General features: G+C 67.8%; 20 protein-coding genes. 16 read left to right on the top strand and 4 right to left on the bottom strand.

The features are described from left to right. Window positions 1-31 precede the first annotated feature (31 nt). Window positions 32-655, top strand: coding sequence for a 3-hexulose-6-phosphate synthase (gene hxlA / locus QMK31_RS16825; protein WP_283502099.1), 624 nt, complete (start codon window positions 32-34; stop codon window positions 653-655). A gap of 361 nt (window positions 656-1016) precedes the next feature. Continuing rightward, window positions 1017-2447 (top strand): NAD(P)/FAD-dependent oxidoreductase, encoded by a 1431-nt coding sequence (locus QMK31_RS16820; protein ID WP_283502098.1) that lies wholly within the window; start codon window positions 1017-1019, stop codon window positions 2445-2447. 97 nt (window positions 2448-2544) lie between these two features. Here QMK31_RS16820 and QMK31_RS16815 read toward each other — a convergent pair whose 3' ends face one another. Further along, window positions 2545-3213, bottom strand: coding sequence for an HAD hydrolase-like protein (locus QMK31_RS16815; protein ID WP_283502097.1), 669 nt, complete (start codon window positions 3211-3213; stop codon window positions 2545-2547). A gap of 126 nt (window positions 3214-3339) precedes the next feature. Here QMK31_RS16815 and QMK31_RS16810 point away from each other — a divergent pair, with 126 nt between their 5' ends. Next, entirely contained in the window at window positions 3340-4281 is a 942-nt protein-coding gene (locus QMK31_RS16810; RefSeq protein ID WP_283502096.1) for an aldo/keto reductase, read from the top strand. Here the strand turns inward: QMK31_RS16810 and nucS are convergent. Together nucS and QMK31_RS16800 are read right to left on the bottom strand one after the other, a co-directional pair. Beyond that, window positions 4278-4973, bottom strand: coding sequence for an endonuclease NucS (gene nucS, locus QMK31_RS16805; RefSeq protein ID WP_283502095.1), 696 nt, complete (start codon window positions 4971-4973; stop codon window positions 4278-4280). The two genes, QMK31_RS16810 and nucS, sit on opposite strands and share 4 nt — an antisense overlap. Before the next feature lie 9 nt (window positions 4974-4982). Continuing rightward, complete coding sequence (locus tag QMK31_RS16800; RefSeq protein WP_349361576.1) at window positions 4983-6215, bottom strand: MFS transporter; 1233 nt, start codon at window positions 6213-6215, stop codon at window positions 4983-4985. Between the two features lie 405 nt (window positions 6216-6620). Between QMK31_RS16800 and QMK31_RS16795 the strand changes: the two genes are divergently transcribed. The 12 genes from QMK31_RS16795 (at window position 6621) to QMK31_RS16740 (ending at window position 20591) form a co-directional block, all read left to right on the top strand. After that, a complete protein-coding gene (locus QMK31_RS16795) occupies window positions 6621-7664 on the top strand; it encodes an extracellular solute-binding protein (RefSeq protein ID WP_283502094.1) in 1044 nt (347 codons plus the stop codon). A 72-nt stretch (window positions 7665-7736) separates the two neighbouring features. Continuing rightward, complete coding sequence (locus QMK31_RS16790) at window positions 7737-9317, top strand: ABC transporter permease (protein ID WP_283502093.1); 1581 nt, start codon at window positions 7737-7739, stop codon at window positions 9315-9317. Then, a complete protein-coding gene (locus QMK31_RS16785) occupies window positions 9317-10546 on the top strand; it encodes an ABC transporter ATP-binding protein (RefSeq protein WP_283502092.1) in 1230 nt (409 codons plus the stop codon). The genes QMK31_RS16790 and QMK31_RS16785 overlap by 1 nt, the downstream gene beginning before the upstream one ends. A gap of 177 nt (window positions 10547-10723) precedes the next feature. Next, window positions 10724-11530 carry an IclR family transcriptional regulator gene (locus QMK31_RS16780; RefSeq protein ID WP_283502091.1) on the top strand — a complete coding sequence of 269 codons (807 nt, stop codon included), beginning with the start codon at window positions 10724-10726 and terminating at the stop codon, window positions 11528-11530. A gap of 104 nt (window positions 11531-11634) precedes the next feature. Next, window positions 11635-12963: a cytochrome P450 gene (locus QMK31_RS16775; RefSeq protein WP_283502090.1), complete on the top strand. Its 1329-nt coding sequence runs from the start codon at window positions 11635-11637 to the stop codon at window positions 12961-12963. Continuing rightward, a complete protein-coding gene (locus QMK31_RS16770; RefSeq protein ID WP_283502089.1) occupies window positions 12960-14051 on the top strand; it encodes a PEP/pyruvate-binding domain-containing protein in 1092 nt (363 codons plus the stop codon). The genes QMK31_RS16775 and QMK31_RS16770 overlap by 4 nt, the downstream gene beginning before the upstream one ends. An 80-nt stretch (window positions 14052-14131) precedes the next feature. Then, on the top strand, window positions 14132-16033 hold the full coding sequence (locus QMK31_RS16765; protein WP_283502088.1) for a PEP-utilizing enzyme: 1902 nt from the start codon (window positions 14132-14134) through the stop codon (window positions 16031-16033). Beyond that, complete coding sequence (locus QMK31_RS16760) at window positions 16026-16808, top strand: SDR family NAD(P)-dependent oxidoreductase (RefSeq protein WP_283502087.1); 783 nt, start codon at window positions 16026-16028, stop codon at window positions 16806-16808. Before QMK31_RS16765 ends, QMK31_RS16760 begins: the two co-directional genes overlap by 8 nt. Before the next feature lie 9 nt (window positions 16809-16817). Next, complete coding sequence (locus QMK31_RS16755; protein WP_283502086.1) at window positions 16818-17129, top strand: 2Fe-2S iron-sulfur cluster-binding protein; 312 nt, start codon at window positions 16818-16820, stop codon at window positions 17127-17129. Between the two features lie 2 nt (window positions 17130-17131). Further along, a complete protein-coding gene (locus tag QMK31_RS16750; RefSeq protein ID WP_283502085.1) occupies window positions 17132-18412 on the top strand; it encodes an NAD(P)/FAD-dependent oxidoreductase in 1281 nt (426 codons plus the stop codon). 2 nt (window positions 18413-18414) lie between these two features. After that, a complete protein-coding gene (locus QMK31_RS16745; protein WP_283502084.1) occupies window positions 18415-19098 on the top strand; it encodes an HD domain-containing protein in 684 nt (227 codons plus the stop codon). Continuing rightward, window positions 19095-20591 carry an aldehyde dehydrogenase family protein gene (locus QMK31_RS16740; RefSeq protein WP_283502083.1) on the top strand — a complete coding sequence of 499 codons (1497 nt, stop codon included), beginning with the start codon at window positions 19095-19097 and terminating at the stop codon, window positions 20589-20591. Before QMK31_RS16745 ends, QMK31_RS16740 begins: the two co-directional genes overlap by 4 nt. 61 nt (window positions 20592-20652) lie before the next feature. Here QMK31_RS16740 and QMK31_RS16735 read toward each other — a convergent pair whose 3' ends face one another. Next, window positions 20653-21978: an MATE family efflux transporter gene (locus QMK31_RS16735; RefSeq protein WP_283502149.1), complete on the bottom strand. Its 1326-nt coding sequence runs from the start codon at window positions 21976-21978 to the stop codon at window positions 20653-20655. Window positions 21979-22337: 359 nt separating this feature from the next. On the opposite strand from QMK31_RS16735, the gene QMK31_RS16730 reads away from it, so the two are divergent. Then, window positions 22338-23453, top strand: coding sequence for an NAD(P) transhydrogenase subunit alpha (locus QMK31_RS16730; RefSeq protein WP_283502082.1), 1116 nt, complete (start codon window positions 22338-22340; stop codon window positions 23451-23453). The last annotated feature ends 2 nt before the right edge of the window (window positions 23454-23455 follow it).

Raw genomic sequence — 23455 nt, 5'->3', positions numbered from 1 at the left:
AACAATGAAACCAACAGAAAGTAGAACCCCCATGAAGCTTCAGGTAGCAATGGACGTACTGACCACCGACGCCGCACTCGTGCTCGCCGCGCAGGTCGCCCCATACGTCGACATCATCGAGCTCGGCACTCCCTTGATCAAGGCTGAAGGCCTGCGCGCCGTCACCGCTGTCAAGGCCGCGCACCCCGACAAGATCGTCTTCGCCGACCTCAAGACGATGGATGCCGGCGAGCTGGAAGCCGACATTGCCTTCGCCGCCGGCGCCGACCTCGTGACCGTGCTCGGCACGGCCGGGGACAGCACCATCATCGGTGCGGTCGCCGCCGCGACCAAGCACGGTAAGGGCGTCGTCGTCGACCTCATCGGCGTCGCCGACAAGGTCACCCGCGCCCGTGAGGTCACCGCTCTGGGCGCCCAGTTCGTGGAGATGCACGCCGGACTCGACGAGCAGGCCGAGCCCGGCTTCTCGCTCGAGAAGCTGCTGAACCAGGGCGAAACCGCCAAGGTGCCGTTCTCGCTCGCCGGTGGCGTGAGCCTGGCGACCATCGCCTCGGTGCAGCGCGCCGGTGCATCCGTTGCCGTCGCCGGCGGAGCCATCTACGGCGCAGAGGACCCGGCCGCCGCTGCCGCCGCCCTGCGCGCCGCGATCATCTAGCCCGCGCTTCTCTTTGGTGCCGTCCCGCGTCTGCGGGGCGGCACTTGTGCGTGCGCGGATGCCGGCGCCCGCCGAATCCACTCGGGTCGATTCAGGGCCGGGGCCAGCGCTGGCGCCGGGAACAAGAACAAGAACAAGAACAAGAACAGGGACGGGGCCCAGGCCCCGTCCCTGGGCCCAGTTTATAGACTGGGCCCGCGTTCCGGGCCCGGGCCCCGTCCAAAAAAGAGACAGGCCGCGAACCTCTGGGGGCGCCGTCGACCTCCGCGGGGCGGCAGCGCGCCACCGTGTCGGGCCCCGGCTAGGCTGGGGGCGCCCGAGACAGTCGGCGGCATCGTTGCCGCGAGAGGACGCGCCCCGCATGAGCAGCACTATTTTTGACCGAGCCCGGCCCGCTCAATCCGTCGTGACCGCCTCGCTGGTCGGCACGCGGCAGAGCTCCTTCTGGCTCGATGACCTCGCGCCGCGAGCGAGCTATCCCCGCCTCAGCGGTGACCTGAGTTGCGACCTCGCAATCGTCGGCGGGGGCTACCTCGGCCTGTGGAGCGCTGTGCTCGCCAAACAGCAGAATCCGGCGGCTCGCGTGGTGCTGCTGGAGGCGCGCACGGTGGGTTGGGCGGCATCCGGTCGCAACGGCGGCTTCTGCGAGGCAAGCCTCACCCACGGTGAGGAGAATGGCCGCACGCGCTGGCCGCAGGAGATCGACCGGTTGACCGAGCTGGGCACGGAGAACCTCGACGAGATCGAGCGGGCAGTGGCGAGCCTCGGCCTCGATTGTGACTTCGAGCGCACCGGGGCCATCGACCTCGCCATCGAAGAGCACCAGGTGGAGTGGCTGCGCGAGGAGTCGACCGACGAGAACACCGTGTTTCTCGACCATGCGGCCGTGCAGGCCGAGGTGGCCTCGCCGACCTACCTGGCCGGAGTCTGGCATCGACGCAGCAATGCCCTCGTGCATCCCGGCAAGCTCGCCGCCGAGCTGGCGCGGGTAGCCACCAAGCTCGGCGTTGAAATCTTCGAGCACTCGCTCGTGCAAAACCTCGACACGACCGGTCTCAGCGCCGCCCAGGGCACCAGGGTCGTGACCAAGGGCGGCATCGTGACGGCCAGGAAGGCTGCCCTCGCCACCAACGTGTTCCCGTCGCTGCTCAAGCGCAACAAACTCGCGACGGTGCCGGTTTATGACTACGTGTTGATGACCGAACCGCTCGATGCGAGCCAGCTCGCCGCGATCGGCTGGCACAATCGGCAGGGCCTGAGTGACCTGGCTAACCAGTTTCATTACTATCGCCTAAGCGCCGACAATCGCATTCTGTTTGGCGGCTACGACGCCGTCTATCACTACGGCCGCCGGGTGCGCAGCTCCTACGAGAACCGACCCGAAAGCTTCGAAAAGCTTGCAAGCCACTTCTTCACGACGTTTCCGCAGCTGGCCGGGGTGCGCTTCAGCCACAAGTGGGCCGGCGCCATCGACACCTCCACGCAATTCTGCGCCTTCTTCGGCCAGGCCCGCCAGGGGCGCATCAGCTACGCGGCCGGGTTTACCGGCCTCGGCGTGGGGGCCACGCACTTTGCCGCCGAGGTGATGCTCGACCAGCTGGCCGGCCGCACCACGGAACGCACCGAACTGGCCATGGTGCGCGGCCGGCCGCTGCCGTTTCCGCCGGAACCCATCGCATCCGCTGGAATACAGGCCACGCGCTGGGCGCTCAACCGCGCCGACCACAACGGCGGCAAGCGCAACGCCCTGCTCAAAACCCTCGATGCCCTCGGGCTGGGCTTCGACTCCTAGTGCTCGAGCCACCTCAGACGCGAGTGCAGCTTTCGGCAGCCCGAGCTACGTTCGGGCGCGCGCCCAGTGGCCACCCGGAGGGCCGGTACACCGTTGCTTAGCCGAGCAGCAGCTTGCTGAGCTGGTCGGTGGAGTGCACCACAGCGGTCGCGGCGGCAGCTTCGGCGGGAGAGCCGTAACCCCATTCCACCAGAATCGCCGGAATGCCGTTGGCTTCAGCACCGATAGCGTCGTAGCTGCGGTCGCCGACCATGACGGCTCCACTCGTGTCGACGCCGGTCGCGGCGAGGCGGGCCAGGGCCTCGGCGACGATGTCCGCTTTGTGGCTGCGGGTATCGTCGGCGGAGGCGCCGACCGTCGCCGTGAAATACTTCGCGAGATCGAAGTGCGTGAGAATGGCGATTGCGCTGAGTTCGGGCTTGCTCGTGGCGAGGGCGAGCGGAATTCCCGCAGCGTGGATGCGCTCGAGCAGGCCGGCCACGCCGGGATAGACGGCCGTATCGAGCGCTGCGGCGCCGTGATACTCCTCCCGGTAGACCGCGATGGCCTCCCCGGCCTCGTCGGCGGTCATGCCCGCGTACTCCTGGAAGGCATCGAGCATCGGCGGACCGACGTATGCGAGCAGTTCGACAGCGGAGGGAACGGGGCGGCCAAGCACGGCGAAGGTGCGGGCCAGCGAGGCGGTGATCGCCGGGGCGGAATCGGTGATGGTTCCGTCAAGGTCGAAGAGGATGGCGCTCCAGGTGCGCGTCAGTGTTGCGTTCATTCGGCATAGCCTAGGCGGTTCTCCGCACATCTACCCCATTTGCCCACTATTCCTCAGCTTTTGCACGGGAACGCACTTTCCGGCCGGGGTGTCAACGGGTTAGCCTGTTATTTTGGAAGGACCCAAATGACTCTGCCTCCCGCCCGCCTCATTTACGGATGTATGGGCCTCGGTGGCGACTGGACCCCCGGGCAGGTCACAACCGCAGCGATCGACCAGGCCGCTGCCGCAATCGAAGCCGCGCTGTCGATCGGCGTGAGCGTGTTCGACCACGCCGACATCTATCGCTTCGGTAAGGCGGAGACGGCGTTCGGTGAGGTGCTGAAACGCACCCCTGGACTGCGCGAACGCATCGAGATCCAGACCAAGTGCGGCATCCGCTTAGATGCCGACCACGCTCCCTACGACCTCTCCACGATCGTGGCGCGGGTCGATGACAGTCTCGCCCGGCTCGGCGTCGACTATGTCGACACCCTGCTGCTGCACCGGCCCGATCCGCTGCTCGAGCCGGCCGACATGGCTGCCGCGGTGGCCGACCTGCTCGCGGCCGGCAAGATTCGCGCGCTCGGCGTCTCGAACATGTCGGGGGAGCAGATCGCTTTTCTGCAGCGCGAGACCCCGCTGCCGATCGTGGTGAACCAGCTCGAGATGAGCCTCCACCGGCACGACTGGGTGGACAGCACGGTACTCGTCAACCACCCGGATGCCGCCGGCAACACGTTTCCGCACGGCACGCTCGAGTACTGCGCGAGCAACGGGGTGCGGCTGCAGGCCTGGGGCGCCCTGGCCCAGGGCCGCTACTCGGGGGCGCCGGCCCCGACGCGCACGGCGGCCGACGAGGCGGCATCCGCTCTCGTGCACGCGCTGGCCGAGATGAAAAACACGACCCGCGAGGCCATCGTGCTCGGCTGGCTGATGCGACACCCGGCGCACATCGACCCGGTGCTCGGGTCGAGCGACCCTGCCCGTATTCGCGCCTGCGCGGATGCGGTGAATCAGGCCGCGGCGATGACCCGCGACGAGTGGTTCGCGCTGTATCTCGCGGCGCGCGGGCGACCGCTGCCCTAGAAGAGTTTCGAGGCCGTATCGTCGAGGCCGCGCATGGCGTCGTAGTCGAGCAGCAGACAGCGGATGCCGCGATCCTCGGCCAGCTTGCGGGCCTGCGGTTTGATCGTCTGCGCGGCGAAAACCCCGCTGACTGGCGCCAAATGCGGGTCGCGGTTCATGAGTTCGAGGTAGCGGGTGAGCTGCTCGACCCCGTCGATGTCACCGTTGCGCTTGAGTTCGACGGCCACGGACCGGCCCCTCGCGTCCTGCGCGAGGATATCGACGGGACCGATCGCCGTCATATATTCCCGGCGAACGAAGCTAAAGCCCTCACCGAGCAGGTGAATATGCTCCGCCAACAGCTTCTGCAGGTGCGACTCGGCGCCGTCCTTGATCAGGCCGGGGTCAATGCCGAGGTCGTGCGCTGAATCGTGCTGCACCTCGTAGACGCTGACCACGAGCTGGTCGGCGGTCTTGGCGTGGGTGACGGTCCAGAGGGCGGTGATGCCGGCATCCGCTTGATCACTGTCGGGTTCGGAGATCGCGACGGAGCAGGGCGGGCTCATCCAGTTGAGCGGCTTGTACGAGCCGCCGTCGGAGTGCACGAGCACACTGCCGTCGGACTTGATCATCAGCAGGCGGGTGGCCATCGGCAGGTGCGCGCTGAGACGCCCGGCATAGTCAACGGAACATTTCGCAATTACAAGGCGCACTGGACGATCTTAACGGCGCGAGCCGGAAAGAGCTGCAACGGATGGCCGCGCCGCCGGGGCCGCCAGCCCGGCCAGCACCATCAGGATCAAAATCAAATAGAGGGCATTGAGGATGCCCCAGGCCTCGCCGAGCAGCCCGAGCACCGGCGGCCCGACCAAAAAGGCGAAGTAGCCGATGATGGCCACGGCGCTGACCCGGCCGGCCGCGTTCTTGGTGTCGTCGGCGGCCGCCGACATGCCCACCGGAAACCCGAGCGAAGCACCGATGCCCCAGAGCACGGTGCCAACGAACACGAGCGGGGCGTTCGGCGCGAGGATGAACAGCACGAGCCCCGTAACGCCCACGCCGGCGCAGGCCCGCAGCACGAGCACCCGGCCGAATCGGTCGAGCACGGGCCCGCCGAGCACACGACCCACGGTCATCGCGGCCACGAACACACCGAACACGATGGCGCCGTCGGTGTTGCTGAAGCCGTGCCCGTCGACCGAGGCGAGCGCGAGCCAGTCGTTGGCCGAGCCCTCGGCGAAGGTCATGCCGAGCACGATCACCCCGATCAGCAGCAATTTACGATCCCGCCAGACGGCCAGGCTGTCGCGCAGGCGGGCGGGCCAGGCCTGGCGCGGGGCATCCGCTGTTTCAGCGCTCTGGCCGCCCGCCGGAAGGAACCGCACGGCCACGACGATCGTGCCCAGCACCAGCACGGCCATGACGAGCAGGTGCCAGAACACCGAAACCTGCCAAGCGGATGCGGCGGCGCCGCCCAGCGCCCCCACCACCGTGCCGAGACTGAAGCAGGCGTGCATGAGCGGCATGAGCGTGCGTCCGATGGCGCGTTCTGCGGCGGCGCCCTCGACGTTCATCATGACGTCGAGGGAACCCATGCCGACTCCGAACACGGCGAGGGCTGCGAACACGAACGGGGCCGAGGGCACGATGCTGACGCCGACGCCCATGAAGACGAGGCCGGTGGCCGAAAATGTAATGCACAGCAGCATCGCCCGGCGGGCGCCGAGGCGACCCAGCAGACCAGCGGCGATCAGCAACCCGATCACCGAACCGGCTGAGAGCCCGAAGATGAGGATGCCGACCTGGGCGGTATCGAGCCCGAGACCGTCGCGCACGGCGGGAACCCGCGCCATCCAGCTGGCCAGGCCGAGCCCGGCTACGAAAAAGACGGCGAACACGGCGTTGCGCCAGCCGAGCAGGGCCGGTCGCGTGCTGGGCACGGGGGAGTGCATCATCGGGCTCCTCAGCCAGCGGGCGGGAGGCCTCGGGTGAATGGGTGTCTTAACGTTACAACGGGAACGACACTGACTCCACCGGTCGACGTGACGACGCCGATTTCGCTCGCCGAGCCGTGAGTTTGACCCTATTTGCTGCCAGAATCGGCTTAGAACTCACGCCTCGTCGGTTCATACTCACGGCTCGCAAGGGGTCGACAGCGCGCGATCCCCGATCTTCGGGCAGAGACGGGCAGAGACGGGCAGAGACGGGCAGAGACGGGCAGAGACGGGCAGACACGGGCAGAGACGGGCAGAGACGGGTGCCAGTTCGCGTGACGCCCGATGACGCGAGAGACCGCGCTAATTCGCACCCCCGAACGGGTTAGCGTAGCCTTACCTTGGTCTTTCTAGCTCTGGAGAAAAATGCGCATCCCCCTTTCTGTCGCCGTGCTCGTTGCCGGCGCCACCGTTCTCGCCCTCGCCGGGTGCACGCCGGCCGCCGAGCCAGCAGCCACAGCGAAAACGAGCGACGGCGCGTTCACCCTCTATTCCGGGCGAGACGAAGCGCTCATTCAGCCGCTCATCGACCAATTCGAGGAGCAGAGTGGCATCAGCGTCGAGGTGCGTTACGGCAACACCGCCGAGCTTGGCGCCCTGCTGCTCGAAGAGGGCGACGCCACCCCCGCCCAGGTCTTCCTCGCCCAGGACGCCGGCGCGCTCGGCGCCCTCGCCAACGCCGACCTGTTCGCGACCTTGCCGGCCGCGACGACCGACGCCGTTCCGGCCGGATTCACCTCGACCGACGACACCTGGGTCGGCGTCACCGGCCGGGCCCGCGTGATCGCCTACGACAGCGAGGCCATGAGCGCGGCCGACGTGCCAACATCCGTTGACGCCTTCACCGACCCCGCGTGGTCAGGAAAGTTCGGCATCGCGCCGACCAACGCGAGCTTCCAGGCCTTCGTCACCGCCTACCGGGTGCTGAACGGCGAAGATGCCGCCGACGAGTGGGTCGCTGCCGTCGCCGCGAACAGCCCGGTCATCTTCGACAACAACCGCGCCATTCTCGCCGCCGTCAACGACGGGGTCATCGAGGCCGGACTCATCAATCACTACTACTGGTTCGCCCAGGCCGCCGAAACCGGTGAGGCCAATATGCGTGCCCAGCTCTCTTACCCCGAAGCCGGCGACGCGGGCTCCATCGTGAACGTCACCGGGGCCGGCCTGCTGGCCGGTGCCGAAGCGGATGCCGACGCGCTCGAGTTCATCGACTACCTGGTCGGCGTCGAGGCGCAGCAGTACTTCGTCGACGAGACGTTCGAGTACCCCCTGATTGCCGGCATCGACGCCCCGGCCGGCCTGCCCGCACTCGACTCGCTGATCAACCCCGACCTCGACCTCGACCTCGCCGACCTCGACACCCTCGAAGACACCCAGGCGCTGCTCGGCAAGCACGGCCTGATCTAACATTGAGGCAGTGAAGGCGCGGGTGCGGGCTCAGGTCGGCGGCCGCGCCCTACCCTGCGCCGGGAGCCTCTCGTGACCGAGTTGCTCGTTCCACCACTCGAAACGGATGCCCCACCGCCGGCCCGCGCGCCCGGCCGGTACCGTTTCGGCGCGCCACCCTGGCTTCTGTTGCTCGCCGCGCTCTGCGCCGCGACCGCCGCCATCCCGCTGGTCTACCTCGTGGTGCGCACGACCGAGGCCGGGCTGACCGAGCTGCTCGCGACCCTCGTGCGCCCGCGGGTGCTGCAGCTCACGGTGAACACGGTTCTGCTCGCAGCGGCCGTCACCCTCTCGTGCCTCGTGCTCGGCACGATCTGCGCCTGGATCCTCACCCGCATCCGCCTGCCGTTCCAGCGCACGCTGCTGCTGGTCTCGGCGCTGCCGCTCGCGGTGCCGAGCTACCTGGCCGCCTACGGCTGGCTGGTCTGGTTTCCGCAGCTCCATGGTTTCTGGGCCAGCTGGTTCGTCATGACCATGGTCTGCACCCCCTACGTGACGCTGCCGGTGGCGGCGGCGCTGCGCGGGGCATCCGCTGATCTGGAATCGGTTGCGCGTACCCTCGGTCGCGGGCCGCTTCGGGCGTTCGCGGCGGCGACCTGGCCGCAGATTCGCCCGGCAGCGATCGCCGGGGCGTTGCTCGTGTGTCTCTACTCTTTGAGCGATTTCGGGCTCGTCTCGATGCTGCGGTTTCAGACGCTCACCTGGGGAATCAATGCCGCCTACGGTGCGAGTTTCGATCGCAACCAGGCCGCCATGCTCGCGCTCGTGCTCGTCGTGCTCGCCCTCGTGGTCGTGGCCGGCGAACGGCGCAGCCGCCGCCAGGTCTCCAGTGTTCCCGGGCGCAGCACGATGCCGGCCCGAGGGCCGGGCCGCGCCTGGCCCATCTACGTGCTCGTGCTCGTCGCCGCGCCACTCGCCGGGGTCGTGGTTCCGGTGGTCGGGTTGCTCAGCCGCCTGCTCGAAGCACAAACCCTGCGCGCGATCGACGTGCCGCGCCTGATCGAAGCGATCGGCGCGACCCTCGGGCTCGCCTTGGCCGCCGCCGTGGTCGCTGTTCTCGTGGCCCTGCCGATCGCCGCTCTCGCCGCCCGGTACCGCGGTCGCCTGGTTGCCCTGATCGAGGCCGTAGGCTTTCTCGGTCATGCCCTGCCTGGCATCGTCGTGGGCCTCTCCCTCGTGTTCTTCGCGCTCGCCGCGGTGCCGATGTTTTACCAGACGTCGGTCGTGCTGGTCTTCGCCTATGTTGTGCTGTTCATGCCGCGGGCGATCGGCAGCGTGCGCAGCGGCATCGCCGCGGTGCCGGCGAGCCTCGGCGACGTCTCCCGCATGCTCGGCCTCTCGCCGTTCCAAGCCTGGTGGCGGGTCACCGCGCGCCTCGCACTGCCCGGCATCGCTATCGGCGCACTGCTCGTGGCCATCTCGGCCATGAAAGAATTGCCAGCGACGCTGCTGCTGCGGCCGACGGGCGTTTCCACGCTCGCGACCGAGTTGTGGAGTCGCACGGCCCTGTTCGAGTTCGGCGCTGCGGCGCCCTATGCGGCGGCGCTTGTGCTTGTGGCGATGGTGCCCGCGGTGCTGCTGAGCGGCATCCGCCAAACGGCAAGGGAGAACTAGTGGGCTGGGTATCGATCGAAGCGCTGAACGTCGCCTACGGTGCTCGGCGGGTGCTTGACGACGTCAGCCTGCGCATTCCGCGCGGCTCAATCGTGGCCGTTCTCGGCCCGAGCGGATGCGGCAAGACCACACTCCTGCGCGCAATCGCGGGACTGCTTCCGGTCACCTCAGGCACGATCACGGTCGGCGGGCGACTCGTTACAGGTCCCGGCGTGCAGCGAGCCCCGGAAAAGCGCGGCATGGGCTGGGTTCCGCAGGACGCCTCGCTGTTTCCGCACCTGTCCGTCGGCGAGAACATCGGTTTCGGGCTGCCCCGCACCAGGCAGAGCGACGATCTCTACTGCGAGCCCGGCGAGACTGCGGGGGGAGTCGGCGGACTCTTCGCCGGTCTCACCCGGCGTGGGCGCGCAAACCGCCCCCGACCGACCTCGCTGAGCCCCAGCCCCCTCGCCGCCGTGCCGATCAGCCCCGACCGCGGTCGCCAGACCAGCCGCGCCGCCCGCATCGCTGAGCTCGCCACTCTGGTAGGCCTGGCCGAACTCGTCGATCGCGCCCCCTCCCAGCTCTCCGGTGGTCAGGCCCAGCGCGTGTCGCTGGCCAGGGCGCTCGCCCCCCGGCCCGACCTCATGCTGCTCGACGAACCCTTCGCGGCCCTCGACCCGCTGCTGAGGGCAGCACTGCGCACCGAGGTCGCTGCCCTGCTGCGCGGCCAGCACAATACGAGCCTGCTCGTGACGCACGACCAGGAAGAGGCGCTCTCCCTTGCCGATTTTGTGGCCGTGATGCGCGGCGGCGAGATCCTGCAGTTCGGCACCCCCGCCGACGTCTACGAGCGCCCGGTTGACCCGTGGGTCGCCGGGTTCGTCGGCGATACCGTCGAACTCGACGGCGTCTGGCAGGGCGGCCGCGTCGATTGCGCCCTCGGCTCGCTCCCGGCGGACGGCATGGGCGGGTCGTCGTCGGGCTCGGCATCCGCTCCGGTCGACGGCACCGGGGTGCGCGTGCTGCTGCGACCCGAGTGGCTGACGCTAACGCGGCCATCGGCCACGCAACAAACGGATGCCGTCACCACCGCCATCGCCTACGCCGGCCACGACGCACTGGTGAGCTTTACCCTCGCCGGCGGCCTCGTCGTGCGGGCCAGGGTGGCGGCTCCCGACCTGCCGCGCATCGGCGACCGGCTGACTCTTGGGGTGCGCCAGAACGCCCTCGCCTACCCGCTGGCGTAGCGGATTCCGGCAGCCCGGGGCGCCGACCAGACGGTGCGCTGCGGCGTTGGGTGGCGTGAGAAGCGTTGGGGCGCAGCCCCGAACGGGGGACCTTCGGCCCTCGCGCCGCCCGGTCGCCGCTGGTTAGATTGAGCCTGCCCGCCGATGAAGGGGAGCGAAAACTCGAGACGAGGCACCATGGCCGGCCACACGAACGCCCCCGGTCAGTCGGTGACCAGCCGCGTGCTGAGCGTTCTGGCGGCGTTTGAGCACAGCGCATCCGCTCGGTCATTATCGGAGATCAGCCGGGAGAGCGGGCTGCCGCAGAGCACAGCGCACCGCCTGCTCGGTGAACTCGAGGCCTGGGGCGCCGTGCAGCGGGACGCCCAGGGCCGCTACCAAATTGGGCTACGCCTCTGGGAACTCGGCCAGCACGCTGGCCGCAAGCTGCGCGACGTGGCCAGGCCCTACCTGCAAGACCTGTTCGGGCTCACCCAGGAGACCGTGCACCTGGCCATTCGTGACGGTGCCGAGGTGCTCTACATCGACCGGGTTTACGGCAGCCGCCGGGTCCCTCAAGCCAGCCGGGTCGGCGGTCGCCTACCGCTGCACGCCACCGCGGTCGGCCGCGCCATTCTCGCCTTTGAAGAGGAGTGGGTGCAGAACGCGGTGCTCGACGGCGAACTCGTGCGCCGCACCCCGCTGACCAAAACCGATCCGGCCGAGCTGCGTCGGGAGCTCGGCAAGATCAAGGAACTCGGGTTCGCCCTCGCCTCCGAAGAGGTGCGGCAGGGCTCCTGTTCGCTCGCGGTGCCGGTGTTCCAGGCGTCGGGGCAGATCTTCGGCGCGCTCGGCATCGTGCTGCCTACCTCGCGCGCGCACCAGCTGGAGCGCTACCTGCCCGTGCTGCAGGGCACGGCTGAGCGCATCCAGGCTGGAATCGCGCACCTGCCGCCCGCCACTCTGCGGCTGCCGGCCAGCGTGCCAAAACCAGCCCAACCGTGAAGCCACTTCCATCCAGTGGGACAGCGCGGCAGTTACGGCTACCAACGCGTCTTAGATAGACCTCGTCGACCTCAACGTTGAGAACTGCTGACCAAGGAGCCATCGTGACCGCTCAACCCGCACTCGCCCACCCGGCCGCCGCGACCGGCCAATGCCCGGTCGCCCGCGGTGGCAGCGCCGAAAACGGTGCCGCAAGCGCACACCACGGCTACGCCCCCTTCGCGATGACCGACCCGTTCCCCTCGTATGCCGCCCTGCGCGAGAACGAACCGGTCATGTTCGATGAGGAGATCGGTTACTTCGTCGTCTCCCGCTACGACGACGTCAAAGCCACCTTCGACAACTGGCAGGTCTTCAGCAGCGAGAACGCCCAGGCACCCGTGCGAGCCCGCGGCGCGGCCGCTACCACGATCATGAACGACGGCGGCTTCACCGCCTATTCCGGCCTCTCCGCCCGCATTCCCCCGGAGCACACCCGCATGCGCGCCATCGTGCAGAAGGAATTCACGCCCCGCCGCTACAAGAAGCTCGAACCCACCATTCGCGAGAACACCGCGCGTCTGCTGCAGCAGATGCTCGCCCACCCCAGTGAACGCGGCGACTTTCTGAAAGACGTCGCGGTGGACATCCCCACGATAACCATCCTCGGGCTGCTCGGCGTCGGCCCCGAGATGGTCTCGACCTACAAGAAATGGTCGGATTCCCGGGCCGCGATGACCTGGGGTGATCTGAGCGATGACGAGCAGATTCCGCACGCGCACAACCTCGTCGACTACTGGACCGAGTGTCTGCGCCTCGTCTCCAACGCTCACGAGCAACTCGACAAAAACGAGAACGGCGACAACCTCGTCTTTGACCTCGTGCAGGCACAGTCGATCGGCTCTGAGATCTCCGACCACGAGATCGCCTCGGTTTGTTACAGTTTGCTCTTCGCCGGCCACGAGACCACGACCACGCTCATCTCCAACACCATTCGTGAGCTGCTCGCCCATCCCGCCGAGTGGCAGAAGCTGCTTGAGGATCCAAGCCGCATCCCGGCCGCAATTGACGAGACACTGCGTTTTTCCCCGAGCATCGTGGGTTGGCGGCGCAAGGCGCTCGTCGACACCGAGATCGGCGGGGTGGCGATTCCGGCCGGGTCGAACATCCTCTTGCTGATGGGGTCGGCCAACCGTGACGGCGACACCTTCGAGCAACCCGAAACCTTCGACATCAACCGGGTCAACGCCCGCAATCACCTGTCGTTCGGCTTCGGCATTCACTACTGCCTGGGCAACATGCTCGCCAAGATGCAAGACAAAATCGTCGTCGAAGAGACCCTGAAGGCGGCTCCCGGCCTGCGCCTGATCGACGCCGAGAAGATCGTGTTCGGAGACAACCTGTCGTTCAGGGCGCCCACCGCGGTGCCCGTTACCTGGGGGGATCAGAAATGACCACCGCACCGTATATTCAGTTCTTCGACGGCACCGACTCGCCCCGCCACGAGCTGCTCGGCGGCAAATGCGCCTCGCTCGTCGCCCTCACCCAGGCCGGCATGCCGGTACCGCCCGGATTCGCCATCACCACCGCCTCCTACGACGCGTTCATCGCGGCCGCCGGCATTGAGCAGGACATCCACGCCCTGCTGGCCAACCTCGACGCCGACGATGTGGCCGAGGTCGACCGAGTGTCGGCCCAGTTGCGCTTCGAGATTGAGAGCCGTCCGGTGCCCGCCGACGTGCGCGCCGACTTCGTGGCCGCATACCACGCACTCCAGGCGCGGTTCAGTGAGCCGGTTCCGGTGGCCGTGCGGTCCTCGGCGACCGCCGAGGACCTACCAGATGCGAGCTTCGCCGGCCAGCAGGATACCTACCTCTGGCTGAGCGGCATCGTCGACGTGACCGAGCACATCCGCCGCTGCTGGGCCTCGCTGTTCACCTCCCGCGCCATCACCTACCGCCTCAAGAACAACATCCCCAACGAGGGCCTCTCCATGGCCGTCGCCGTGCAGAAGATGGTCAACGCTCGCGCCGCCGGGGTCGCCATCACCATGGATCCCACCACCGGCGACCGCTCCAAGATCGTCATGGAAGCCTCTTACGGCCTCGGCGAGCTCGTCGTCTCCGGCCTCGTCACCCCCGACAACGTCACCGTCGACAAGATCATGCTCATGGTCGTCAAGCGGGTGATCGGCGACAAGCACGCCGAGCTGGTACCCGACGCGGCCAACACGGGGCTGGTCGAACTCGAGGTCTCGCCAGAACGCCGCGCCGTGCTCTCGATCAGCGAAACCGAAATAACCGCCATCGCGACCATCGCCAAGAAGGCCGAGAAACACTTCAAATGCCCGCAGGACATCGAGTGGGCCCTCGATCGCGACCTGCCCGACGGCCACAATCTGTTGCTGCTGCAGTCCCGCCCAGAGACGGTGCATTCCTCGGCCGCGAAAGCGGATGCCGCCAGCCCCGCTCCGAGCAATGGTTACGGCATCGAGAGCATCACCAGATCACTCCTGGTGCAGGCCGGTAAGGCACCGGACTAACCCGACCCGCAGCATCCGCTTGCGCAGTACCGCACGTGCAAACACCTCACCCGCGCACCACCTTCGAGAACGGTTTTCTTATGACAGAGAAGTCATTTCCCAGCCCCTATGACCAGGCTCCCGCCGCGGGCGCCGAGGGTTGGAAGGACCTGTACGCGTACAACCTCGTGTTTCAGCAGAACCGCCGCGAGGTTGAAGAGGGCAAGTTCTGGTTCTGCGACAGCCAGCACTGGCCCACGGTGACCAAGCCGTTCGAGACCATCGGTTTCGAGTTCGCCGTGTCGTGCCTCGGCCAATACAACACCAGGCACCTGCTGATTCCGCCGGCCAACGGCATCGAGTTTCGCATTCACAACGGCTACGTCTTCATGTCGCCGGTGGGCGTGCCCGAGTCGGAGATCGCCGCCCGGGTGCCCGAGTTCATGGCGCGCGCCGGCCACTACTTTCAGAACTGGGACGGCCTGCTCGAGCAGTGGCAGGGCAAGGTTCGCGGCACGATCGACGAACTGGGCGCGCTGAACTTTGACGCGCTGCCCGACAGGGTCGACATGGGCGACGTCACAAGCGGCAAGGGCACCGGTCCGAACAACGACCTGCTCGCGCAGTACGACGCGCTGATCGCGCTCACCTACCGCGCCTGGCAGTACCACTTCGAATTCCTCAATCTCGGCTACGTGGCCTACCTCGACTTCTTCAGCTTCTGCAAGGAGGTCTTTCCGGGTATCCCCGACCAGGCCGTCGCGAAGATGGTGCAGGGCGTCGACATGGAGCTGTTCCGACCCGACGACGAGCTCAAGAAGCTCGCCAAGCTCGCCATCGAACTGGGCCTGACCGGTCTGTTCGGCAACACCGCGGATCCCGAGCAGACCCTCGCCGGCATCGAGGCCGCCAGCCGCGGCGCCGAGTGGCTCGCCGCCTTCAACGCGGCCAAGGACCCGTGGTTCAATTTCACCGTCGGCAACGGCTTCTACGCCCACGACAAGTATTGGCTGGACCACCTCGAACTGCCGCTGGGCTACATCAGCGACTACATCGGGCGTCTGCAGGCCGGCCAGACCATCGACCGCCCGGTCGCCGAACTCGTCGCCGAACGCGACCGCATCACCGAGGAGTACTCGGAACTGCTCAGCTCCGAGCAGCTCGCCGCCTTCGAGGGCAAGCTCGGTCTGGCCCGTCAGGTCTACCCCTACGTCGAGAACCACAACTTCTACATCGAGCACTGGACCATGGGCGTCTTCTGGCGTAAGGCCCGCCAGCTTTCGGCGATGCTGCAGGAGCAGGGCTTCTGGCCCGACGCCGACGGCATGTTCTTTCTGCGCCGCGACGAGGTGCGTGAGGCCCTGTTCGACTACGTCACCGGCTGGGCGGTCGGCGCGCCGGCCATCGGCCCGTCGTACTGGCCCGAGGAGGTCGAGCGTCGTCGCGTCATAGTGGATGCCCTGCAGCAGCAGCGTCCGCAGCCGGCGCTGAACACGCCGCCGGCCGTTATCACCGAACCGTTCACCCTCATGCTCTGGGGCATCACGAGCGACCAGATCAAGAACTGGCTCGGTGATTCCGATGCGCCAGAGGGAGAATTTCGCGGCATGGCGGCCTCGAGCGGCGTGGCCGAAGGCCCGGCGCGCGTCATTAGCAGCTCGGATCAGCTCTCCGAGGTGCAGGAGGGCGACATCCTCGTCGCCCCCGTGACGGCACCATCGTGGGGACCGATCTTCGGCAAGATTCGCGCCACGGTTACCGACATCGGCGGCATGATGAGCCACGCGGCCATTGTCTGCCGGGAGTACGGCATGCCGGCCGTCACCGGAACCGGCACCGCCTCGTCGCAGATCGTGACCGGCCAGTGGCTGCGTGTTGACGGCAACAACGGCACCGTGACCATCGTCGAGGGGCACAGTCACGACCTCACCCTGGCGGGCGACGCGGCCGTTCAGCTGGAGCAGGCGCTCGACGGCCCGGTTCTCGAAGGCAGCCATGCCTGATCCGCGCACGGACCAGCCCATTCTTCGACCCGTTCGAACGGTGCTGATCACCGGCGCCGCCGGTGGGCTGGGCCGTGCCTTTGCCCTGGGCTTCGCGGCTCAGGGCGACCGGGTGGTCGTCGCCGACACCAACCTTGAGGGTGCGCAGCAGACCGCCGTGCTCGTCGAGGCGGCCGGCGGCACCGCCCTCGCAGTGCAGGCCAACGTGACCCAGCTCGATTCGGTCACCCAACTGGCCGCGGATGCTGCCGCCTTCTCCGGCCTGGACGGCCAGATCGACGTCGTCATCAACAACGCGGCGATCTACGCCACCATCACCCGGTCACCGTTCGAGGAGATCGATGTGGACGAGTGGGACCGCGTCATGGCGGTCAACCTCAAGGGCCCCTGGCTGGTCACCCGCGCCTGCTCGCCCTATCTCGCGAACAATGCCGCAGTGATCAACCTGTCCAGCGCCACCGTGCTCAGCGGTTCCGCCCAGTGGGCTCACTATGTGGCGTCGAAGGGCGGTGTGATCGCCCTCACCCGGGTGCTCGCCAAGGAGCTCGGCGACCGCAATATCACCGTGAACGCGATCGCACCCGGCTTCACCCTCACCGAGGCCAGCTACGGCCTCATCCAGGGCGCCGCCGAATACGGCGTTGACCGCGGCTCGATCAAACGGGCCAGCGAGCCCGACGACATCGTCGGGGCTGCCCTGTTTCTGGCCGGCCCCGGCTCCCGTTACATCACCGGCCAGACCCTCGTGGTCGACGGTGGACGACAGTTTCTGTAAGGAGAAACAATGCCTTCTGTAACCTACATATCCGCCGCCGGCAATGAAACGGCCGTCGCGGGATTCGCGGGTGACTCCGTTATGGAGACCGCCGTGCGCAACGGCGTTCCCGGCATCGTTGCCGAGTGCGGCGGCAGCCTCTCCTGCGCCACCTGCCATGTCTTCGTCTGCGCCGACAGCGTCTTCGACCCGATGCAAGAACTCGAAGACGACATGCTCGACGGCACCGCCGTCGACCGCGAGGCTAACTCCCGACTCTCCTGCCAGCTCAAGCTGCGCGACGCGGACATTCGCGTGACCACCCCAGAAACGCAGGTCTGACCATGCGAATCGGAACCCTCATCATCGGTGCCTGCCAGGCCGGCGTGCAGCTCGCCTCGAGCCTGCGGGAACTTGGCGACACCGAGCCGATCGTGCTCGTCGGCGAAGAGCCGCACGCCCCGTACCAGCGGCCGCCGCTCTCGAAGGCTTTTCTCAAGGGTGAGGCCACAGCAGATTCGCTGACCTTTCGCACCCACGAGTTCTACGCCGAGCACAGCATCGAGCTCGTCACCCGGGAACGCATCGTAACGATCGAGCGTGATGCCAGCGGCGGGGTGGCCACCGCCGAATCGGGCCGGCGCTTCGAATTCGCCCGGCTCGCCCTCACCACGGGCGCCATTCCGCGCCAGATTCCGTTCGACGGCAGCGAACTCGAGGGGGTCAGCTACCTGCGCACCGCAACGGATGCCGCCCTGCTCGAACAGAGACTGGCCAGCGCGACCGACCTGGTCGTTGTGGGTGGAGGTTTCATCGGCCTCGAAGTGGCCGCCGGAGCTCGCGCCGCCGGTAAGACCGTGACCGTGCTCGAAGCAGCGCCGCGCCTGGTCGGGCGAGCGGTATCCGAGGCGACGAGCGCCTTCTACCTCGCGGCGCACCGGCGCCGCGGCACCCGGGTGGTGTTGAACGCCCAGGTCAGCCGTTTTCTCGGCCAGCACGACCGGGTCACCGGGGTTGAACTCGCGAGCGGCGACGTGATCAAGGCCGACGTCGTTCTGATCGGTGTTGGCGTGATCGCCCGCACCGAACTGGCCGAACAGCTCGACCTCACCGTCGACAACGGCATTGTCGTCGACGCCAGCGCGCTGTGCTCCGACGGGCTCACCGTCGCCGCCGGCGACTGCGCCAACACGCCCAACCCCACGCCGAACTCGTCGTCAACTCCCGGCGGCATCGCCCGGCTGCGCCTGGAAAGCGTGCAGAACGCGGTCGAACAGGCCAAGGTCGCCGCTGCGACCCTGCTCGGCCTGCCCGCCGAATACTCCACCGTGCCGTGGTTCTGGAGCGACCAGGCCGACCTCAAACTACAGATCGCCGGCCTGAGCGGCGGCCACGACCAGATCGTGCTGCGCGGCGATCCCGAGACCGAGAAGTTCTCTGTGCTCTACTACCGAGCCGGGCAGCTCATCGCCGCCGACTGCGTCAACCGGCCGCTCGACTTCATCGCCGTGCGCGCCATGCTGCACTCCGGGCAGCACCTGCCCGCTGACCGTGCGGTCGACCTATCGCTCCCGCTCAAGAAACTCGCCCTGCCCGCCCCTCTTCCCGTTTTGATCGGAAAGTAATCATGACCCTGCAGACCGAAGAACTCGTCGACACCTCACCGATCGCGGTGGGCGTGACCTCAATCGACCTCAACGCACTGTGGCGGGCGGTGCGCCCCGAGATGCGATCACGCTCGAACGACATTCACATACCGATCTCGTTCGCGTTCGCCGAGCGACTCTGCCTGGCCTACCCCGAGGCCGACGCCCTCGTCGTGCGCGTGGCCATTCTGCTGCACGACACCGGCTGGGCCAGGGTCGATGAGACCAAGATCATCTCGGAGGGTTTCGGCGCCAACTGGCGCCAGGCCGATATCCGCTATGAACACGAGGTCAAGGGCTGCGAGATCGCCCGCGAGGTACTGCCCGCCCTTGGCTACGACCCGGATTTCGTGGCCAGGGTGACCGACATCATCGACGGCCATGACACCCGCGCAGAGAGCTATTCGATCGAGGATTCCCTGGTGCGCGACGCTGATCGTCTGTGGCGCTTCACCACCACCGGCATCGCGCTCGCCTCGGGCTGGTTCGGCCAGGAGCCCTCGGCCTACTGCCGACGCCTGCGCACCGATATTATTCCCGAGCTGATCACCGCGGCCGCCCACGAGATGGCCCTCGCCGAGCTCGAACGCGCCGAAGCCCTGCTGCAAACAGACGTGCTGGCCACCGGCGTCGTCGCCCCCGCGCTCGATGGCAGCGGCGCATGAGCAGTCTGGTCGCTCTTCCCGTGACCGCGAACCTGCCCTACCAGCACACCGACGACGTCTTCATCGAGGGGGACTGGTCGCCTGCCACCGGCACCGGCCGCACCCTGGTGACCAACCCGGCGACGCAAGAGGTCTGGGGGTCGGTGCCGCAGGCATCCGTCGCCGACCTCGACCGGGCCGTCGCGGCTGCCCGCCGAGCCTTCACCGGTGCGGGCCACGCAAACGGATGGCGCGACCTCACTCCCACAGAGCGTGCCGGCTTTCTACTGCGCCTGGCCGACGAGGTCGAGAAGCGCGCGGAGGCCATCTCGCACACCAACACCTGGGAGAACGGGTCGCCGGTGGCGGAATCCTCGCGCGCCGCCGGCAACGCCGCCTCGATCTTTCGCTACTTCGCCTCGCTCGCGGGTCTGCTCGAAACACCCGATATTCGGCCGTTTCCCGACGGATCGGGCGAAACAGTGGTGCGGCAGGACCCGATCGGGGTCTGCGCTCTGATCGCGCCGTGGAACTTTCCGATCAACCTCGTCGTTGCCAAGCTCGCGCCGGCACTCATGGCCGGCTGCACCGTCGTGATCAAGCCGGCCTCGCCGACGCCGCTGTCGGTGCGACTCATCATCGACGCGGCGCGGGCGGCGGGCATTCCGGCCGGGGTGATCAACCTCGTCACCGGGCCCGGCTCCTTTGGCGATGCCCTGGTCAAACATCCCGGCATCGACAAGGTGGCGTTCACGGGGTCGACTCCGGTCGGCCGAACGATCGCCGGGGCCTGCGGTCAGCTGCTGCGACCGGTCACGCTCGAACTGGGGGGAAAATCGTCGGCGCTCGTGCTGCCCGACGTTGACCTAGACGCCCTGTCGCAGGTTCTCATCAGAACCTGCATGCGTAACACCGGCCAAACCTGCTACATCTCGACCCGCATTCTCGCTCCGGCGCAGCGCTACGACGAGCTCGTCGACATGGTCACCGCCACCATCGCTGCCGCCAAACAGGGCGACCCGATGCAGCCAGACACCGTGTTCGGGCCTGCCGCCACGCGCGCGCAGGAGCAGACCGTGCGGGAGTACATTCGCAGCGGCGTGGCCGAGGGCGCCCGCGCCACGACCGGCGGTGACGTTTCGAGCGGCTTTGATCGGGGGTTCTTCGTGAAACCCACGGTGTTCGCCGATGTGACGCCTGGCATGCGCATCGCCAGGGAAGAGATCTTCGGCCCGGTACTGTCGATCCTTCGCTACTCCTCGCTCGACGAGGGTATTGAACTCGCCAACAACACCGCGTTCGGGCTCGGCGGCACGATCTTCTCCGGGGATCCTGAACGCGCATTCAGGATCGCCGGGCGTCTCGACACCGGTTCGGTGGGCCTGGGCTTCTTCGCCTCTAATCACGCTGCGCCGTTCGCCGGTCGGCACGATTCTGGCCTCGGCGCCGAGTTCGGGCCGGAGGGTCTGAAGGCCTATCTCGCGCCGCAGTCGGTGCACCGTCGCATCCGCTGAGGTGGTGGCGGCCTAGCGGATCGGGCGCGCGAGCAGCCTCGGGGCGCGCACCCGCGGGGAGTTAGCGGGCGCCGACGACCATCCAGGCCAGGCTGCGGGCGCGCAGGCTCAGCGTCACTGCCCGGGCTCCGAGGTAGCCGAGGGCAAACGCGGCCATGAGCAGCGCGAGTCCGGAAGAGCCCGCCGGCGCCCACCGCAGCACGGCGACGGCGAGCGGAACGAACACGATGAGGTTGAGCAGCCCGGTCAGGGCCAGGTATCGGGCATCGCCGGCTCCGATCAGCACACCGTCGAGCACGAACACGACCGCGCCGAGGGGAACGGATGCCCCCAGCACGATCAGGGTCGGCGGCAGCAGCCGGGTCACCGCGTCAGAGTTCGTGAACGCGTGCCCGAGAACCCCGCTTGTGCCGATCACGACGACGGCGAGCACGAGGCCGGCCAGCAGGCCCCACTCCAGGCAGCGCCGGAGCACCGCGCGCACCTGCGGCACGTCCCCCGCGCCGAGTCCGCGTCCGACGAGGGCTTGGGCGGCGATCGCGAGAGCGTCGAGGGCGAAGGCGAGCGTCGCGAACAGGGTCATCGCGATCTGAAACGCGGCGAGTTCGGGCGAGCCGAGCTGGGCGGCAACGAACACCGCGAGCAGCATGGCGGCGCGAAGGCTCAGCGTGCGCACGAACAGCCAGCCGCCGCTCTTGGCGCCGAGCAGCAGCCCGGCCCGGTGCGGGCGCAGCGGGGCGCTGTGGCGGCGGGCGTGCCGGGCGACCACGACGAGGTAGACGGCGACCATGCCCCACTGGGCCACGACGGTGCCAACGGCCGATCCGGCGATGCCCCAGCCGAGCAGGTAGATGAAGACGTAGTTGAGCGCGATATTCGCTCCGAAACCGACCCCGGCCACGTAGAGCGGGGTGCGGGTGTCCTGCAGACCGCGAAGCAGGCCGGTCGCCGCGAACACCAACAGCATGGCGGGCAGGCCCAGCATGGAGATGCCGAGGTAGGTGGCGGCATCCGCTGTCACGGCGGTTTCGGCGCCGAACGCGCCGACGAGCGCCGGGGTGGCGAGCAGGCCGAAGGCTGCGAGCACGAGACCGAGACCGAGGGCGAGCCAGAGCCCGTCGATGCCGACCGACACCGCCCTGCGGCTGTCGCCGGCCCCGAGCCAGCGGGCCACCGCAGGGGTGGTGCTGTAGGCCAAAAAGACCATCAGGCCAATGATGGTCTGCAGCACAGCGCTCGCCAGGCCGAGACCGGCCAACGGCGTGGTGCCAAGGTGCCCGACCATGGCGGAATCGGCCAGCAGAAACAGCGGCTCGGCCACGAGCGCGCCGAGTGCGGGTACGGCGAGCCGCAGAATGTCCCGGTCGATGGGCTGGGTGCGAAAGATATTGATGTTTCGACTCTACGGGCTGTCGTTCACCGCGCTCACGCCCCGCGCTCCTCCGGTGGGCAACACCGACGGATGCCGACGGCGCACGTTACGGAGACGGCTAATGTCAGCCCGACATCGACGTAATTGTTAAGAATGTCGAATCTTTCATGCGCGGCGCACTCAAAACGGGCGCATGTCACGCTCCATTTGGATATGTTCGTGCAAGGAACTGCTGCTGACCGTGGCTGTCCCGGGCACACTCCGCCGCGCCGGGGACATCATTCCCAGCCTCGAGTGCCCCCTCCCCGTAGGGAGGTTTGCCACCTCATTGATGAGCGTGCTGACTTCCTGATCGCTTTGAAAGGCTCTCTACAATGCCCGATCCCCAGCTACCCCCCGAGGCGCCCCGCATCGGCGTCGTTCGTGAGAGTGGGGCGGATGAGCGGCGCGTTGCCCTCGTGCCCCGCGCCGTCGCCTCCCTCGTCGCGAAGGGCTTCGACGTCGTGGTCGAGGCCGGCGCCGGAGTGGAAGCCCTCATGGGTGATGATCTCTATCTCGCCGCCGGCGCCACCATCGGCGACGCGTGGAGCGCCGACATCGTGCTCAAGGTGGCCCCGCCTACCGATGCCGAGATCGCCCGCCTGGCGGCGGGCACGACCCTGATCGGGTTTCTCGCGCCACGCAACGCGGACAATAAGATTGCTGCACTGCAAAATGCTGGCATCGTCGGTTACGCGGTGGAGGCAATCCCGCGTATCTCGCGGGCCCAGGTGATGGACGCGCTCTCGTCGCAGGCGAATGTCGCCGGCTACAAGTCGGTCATCCTCGCTGCGTCGCTGTCGACCCGGTTCTTTCCGATGCTGACCACCGCGGCTGGCACCGTCAAGCCGGCGAGTGTGCTCGTGCTCGGCGTCGGTGTCGCCGGGCTGCAGGCACTCGCGACCGCCAAACGGCTCGGCGGACGCGCAACCGGCTACGACGTGCGGCCGGAGGTCGCCGATCAGGTGCGGTCGGTGGGAGCCCAGTGGCTCGAGGTTGGCATCGATGCCGCCGGTGACGGCGGTTATGCCCGCGAACTCACCGACGACGAACGTGCCGAGCAGCAGGCCGCGCTCGAGACGGCGATTTCTACGTTCGATGTCGTGATCACGACCGCCCTCGTGCCGGGGCGCCCGGCGCCGCGGCTGGTGACCGCCGCGGCCGTGTACGGCATGAAAGCCGGCAGTGTCGTCATCGACATGGCGGGCGAGACCGGCGGCAACTGCGAGCTGACCGTGCCCGGTGAGACCGTAATTGTCGGCGGCGTCACCATTGCGTCCCCGCTGAACCTGCCCTCGACGATGCCAGAGCATGCGAGCGAGCTCTACTCGAAGAACCTCACCGCCCTGCTCGAGTTGCTCGTGCGGGATGGCCGACTCAACCCCGACTATTCCGACGACGTGGTGGCGCTTTCCTGCGTCACGCGCGCCTCGGCCTCGAACAGGATCTGACC

It is taken from the genome of Cryobacterium sp. PH31-O1 (assembly GCF_030063455.1).
In the GTDB taxonomy this organism is placed as follows: domain Bacteria; phylum Actinomycetota; class Actinomycetes; order Actinomycetales; family Microbacteriaceae; genus Cryobacterium.
This window is presented reverse-complemented; position numbering and strand designations above follow the sequence as displayed.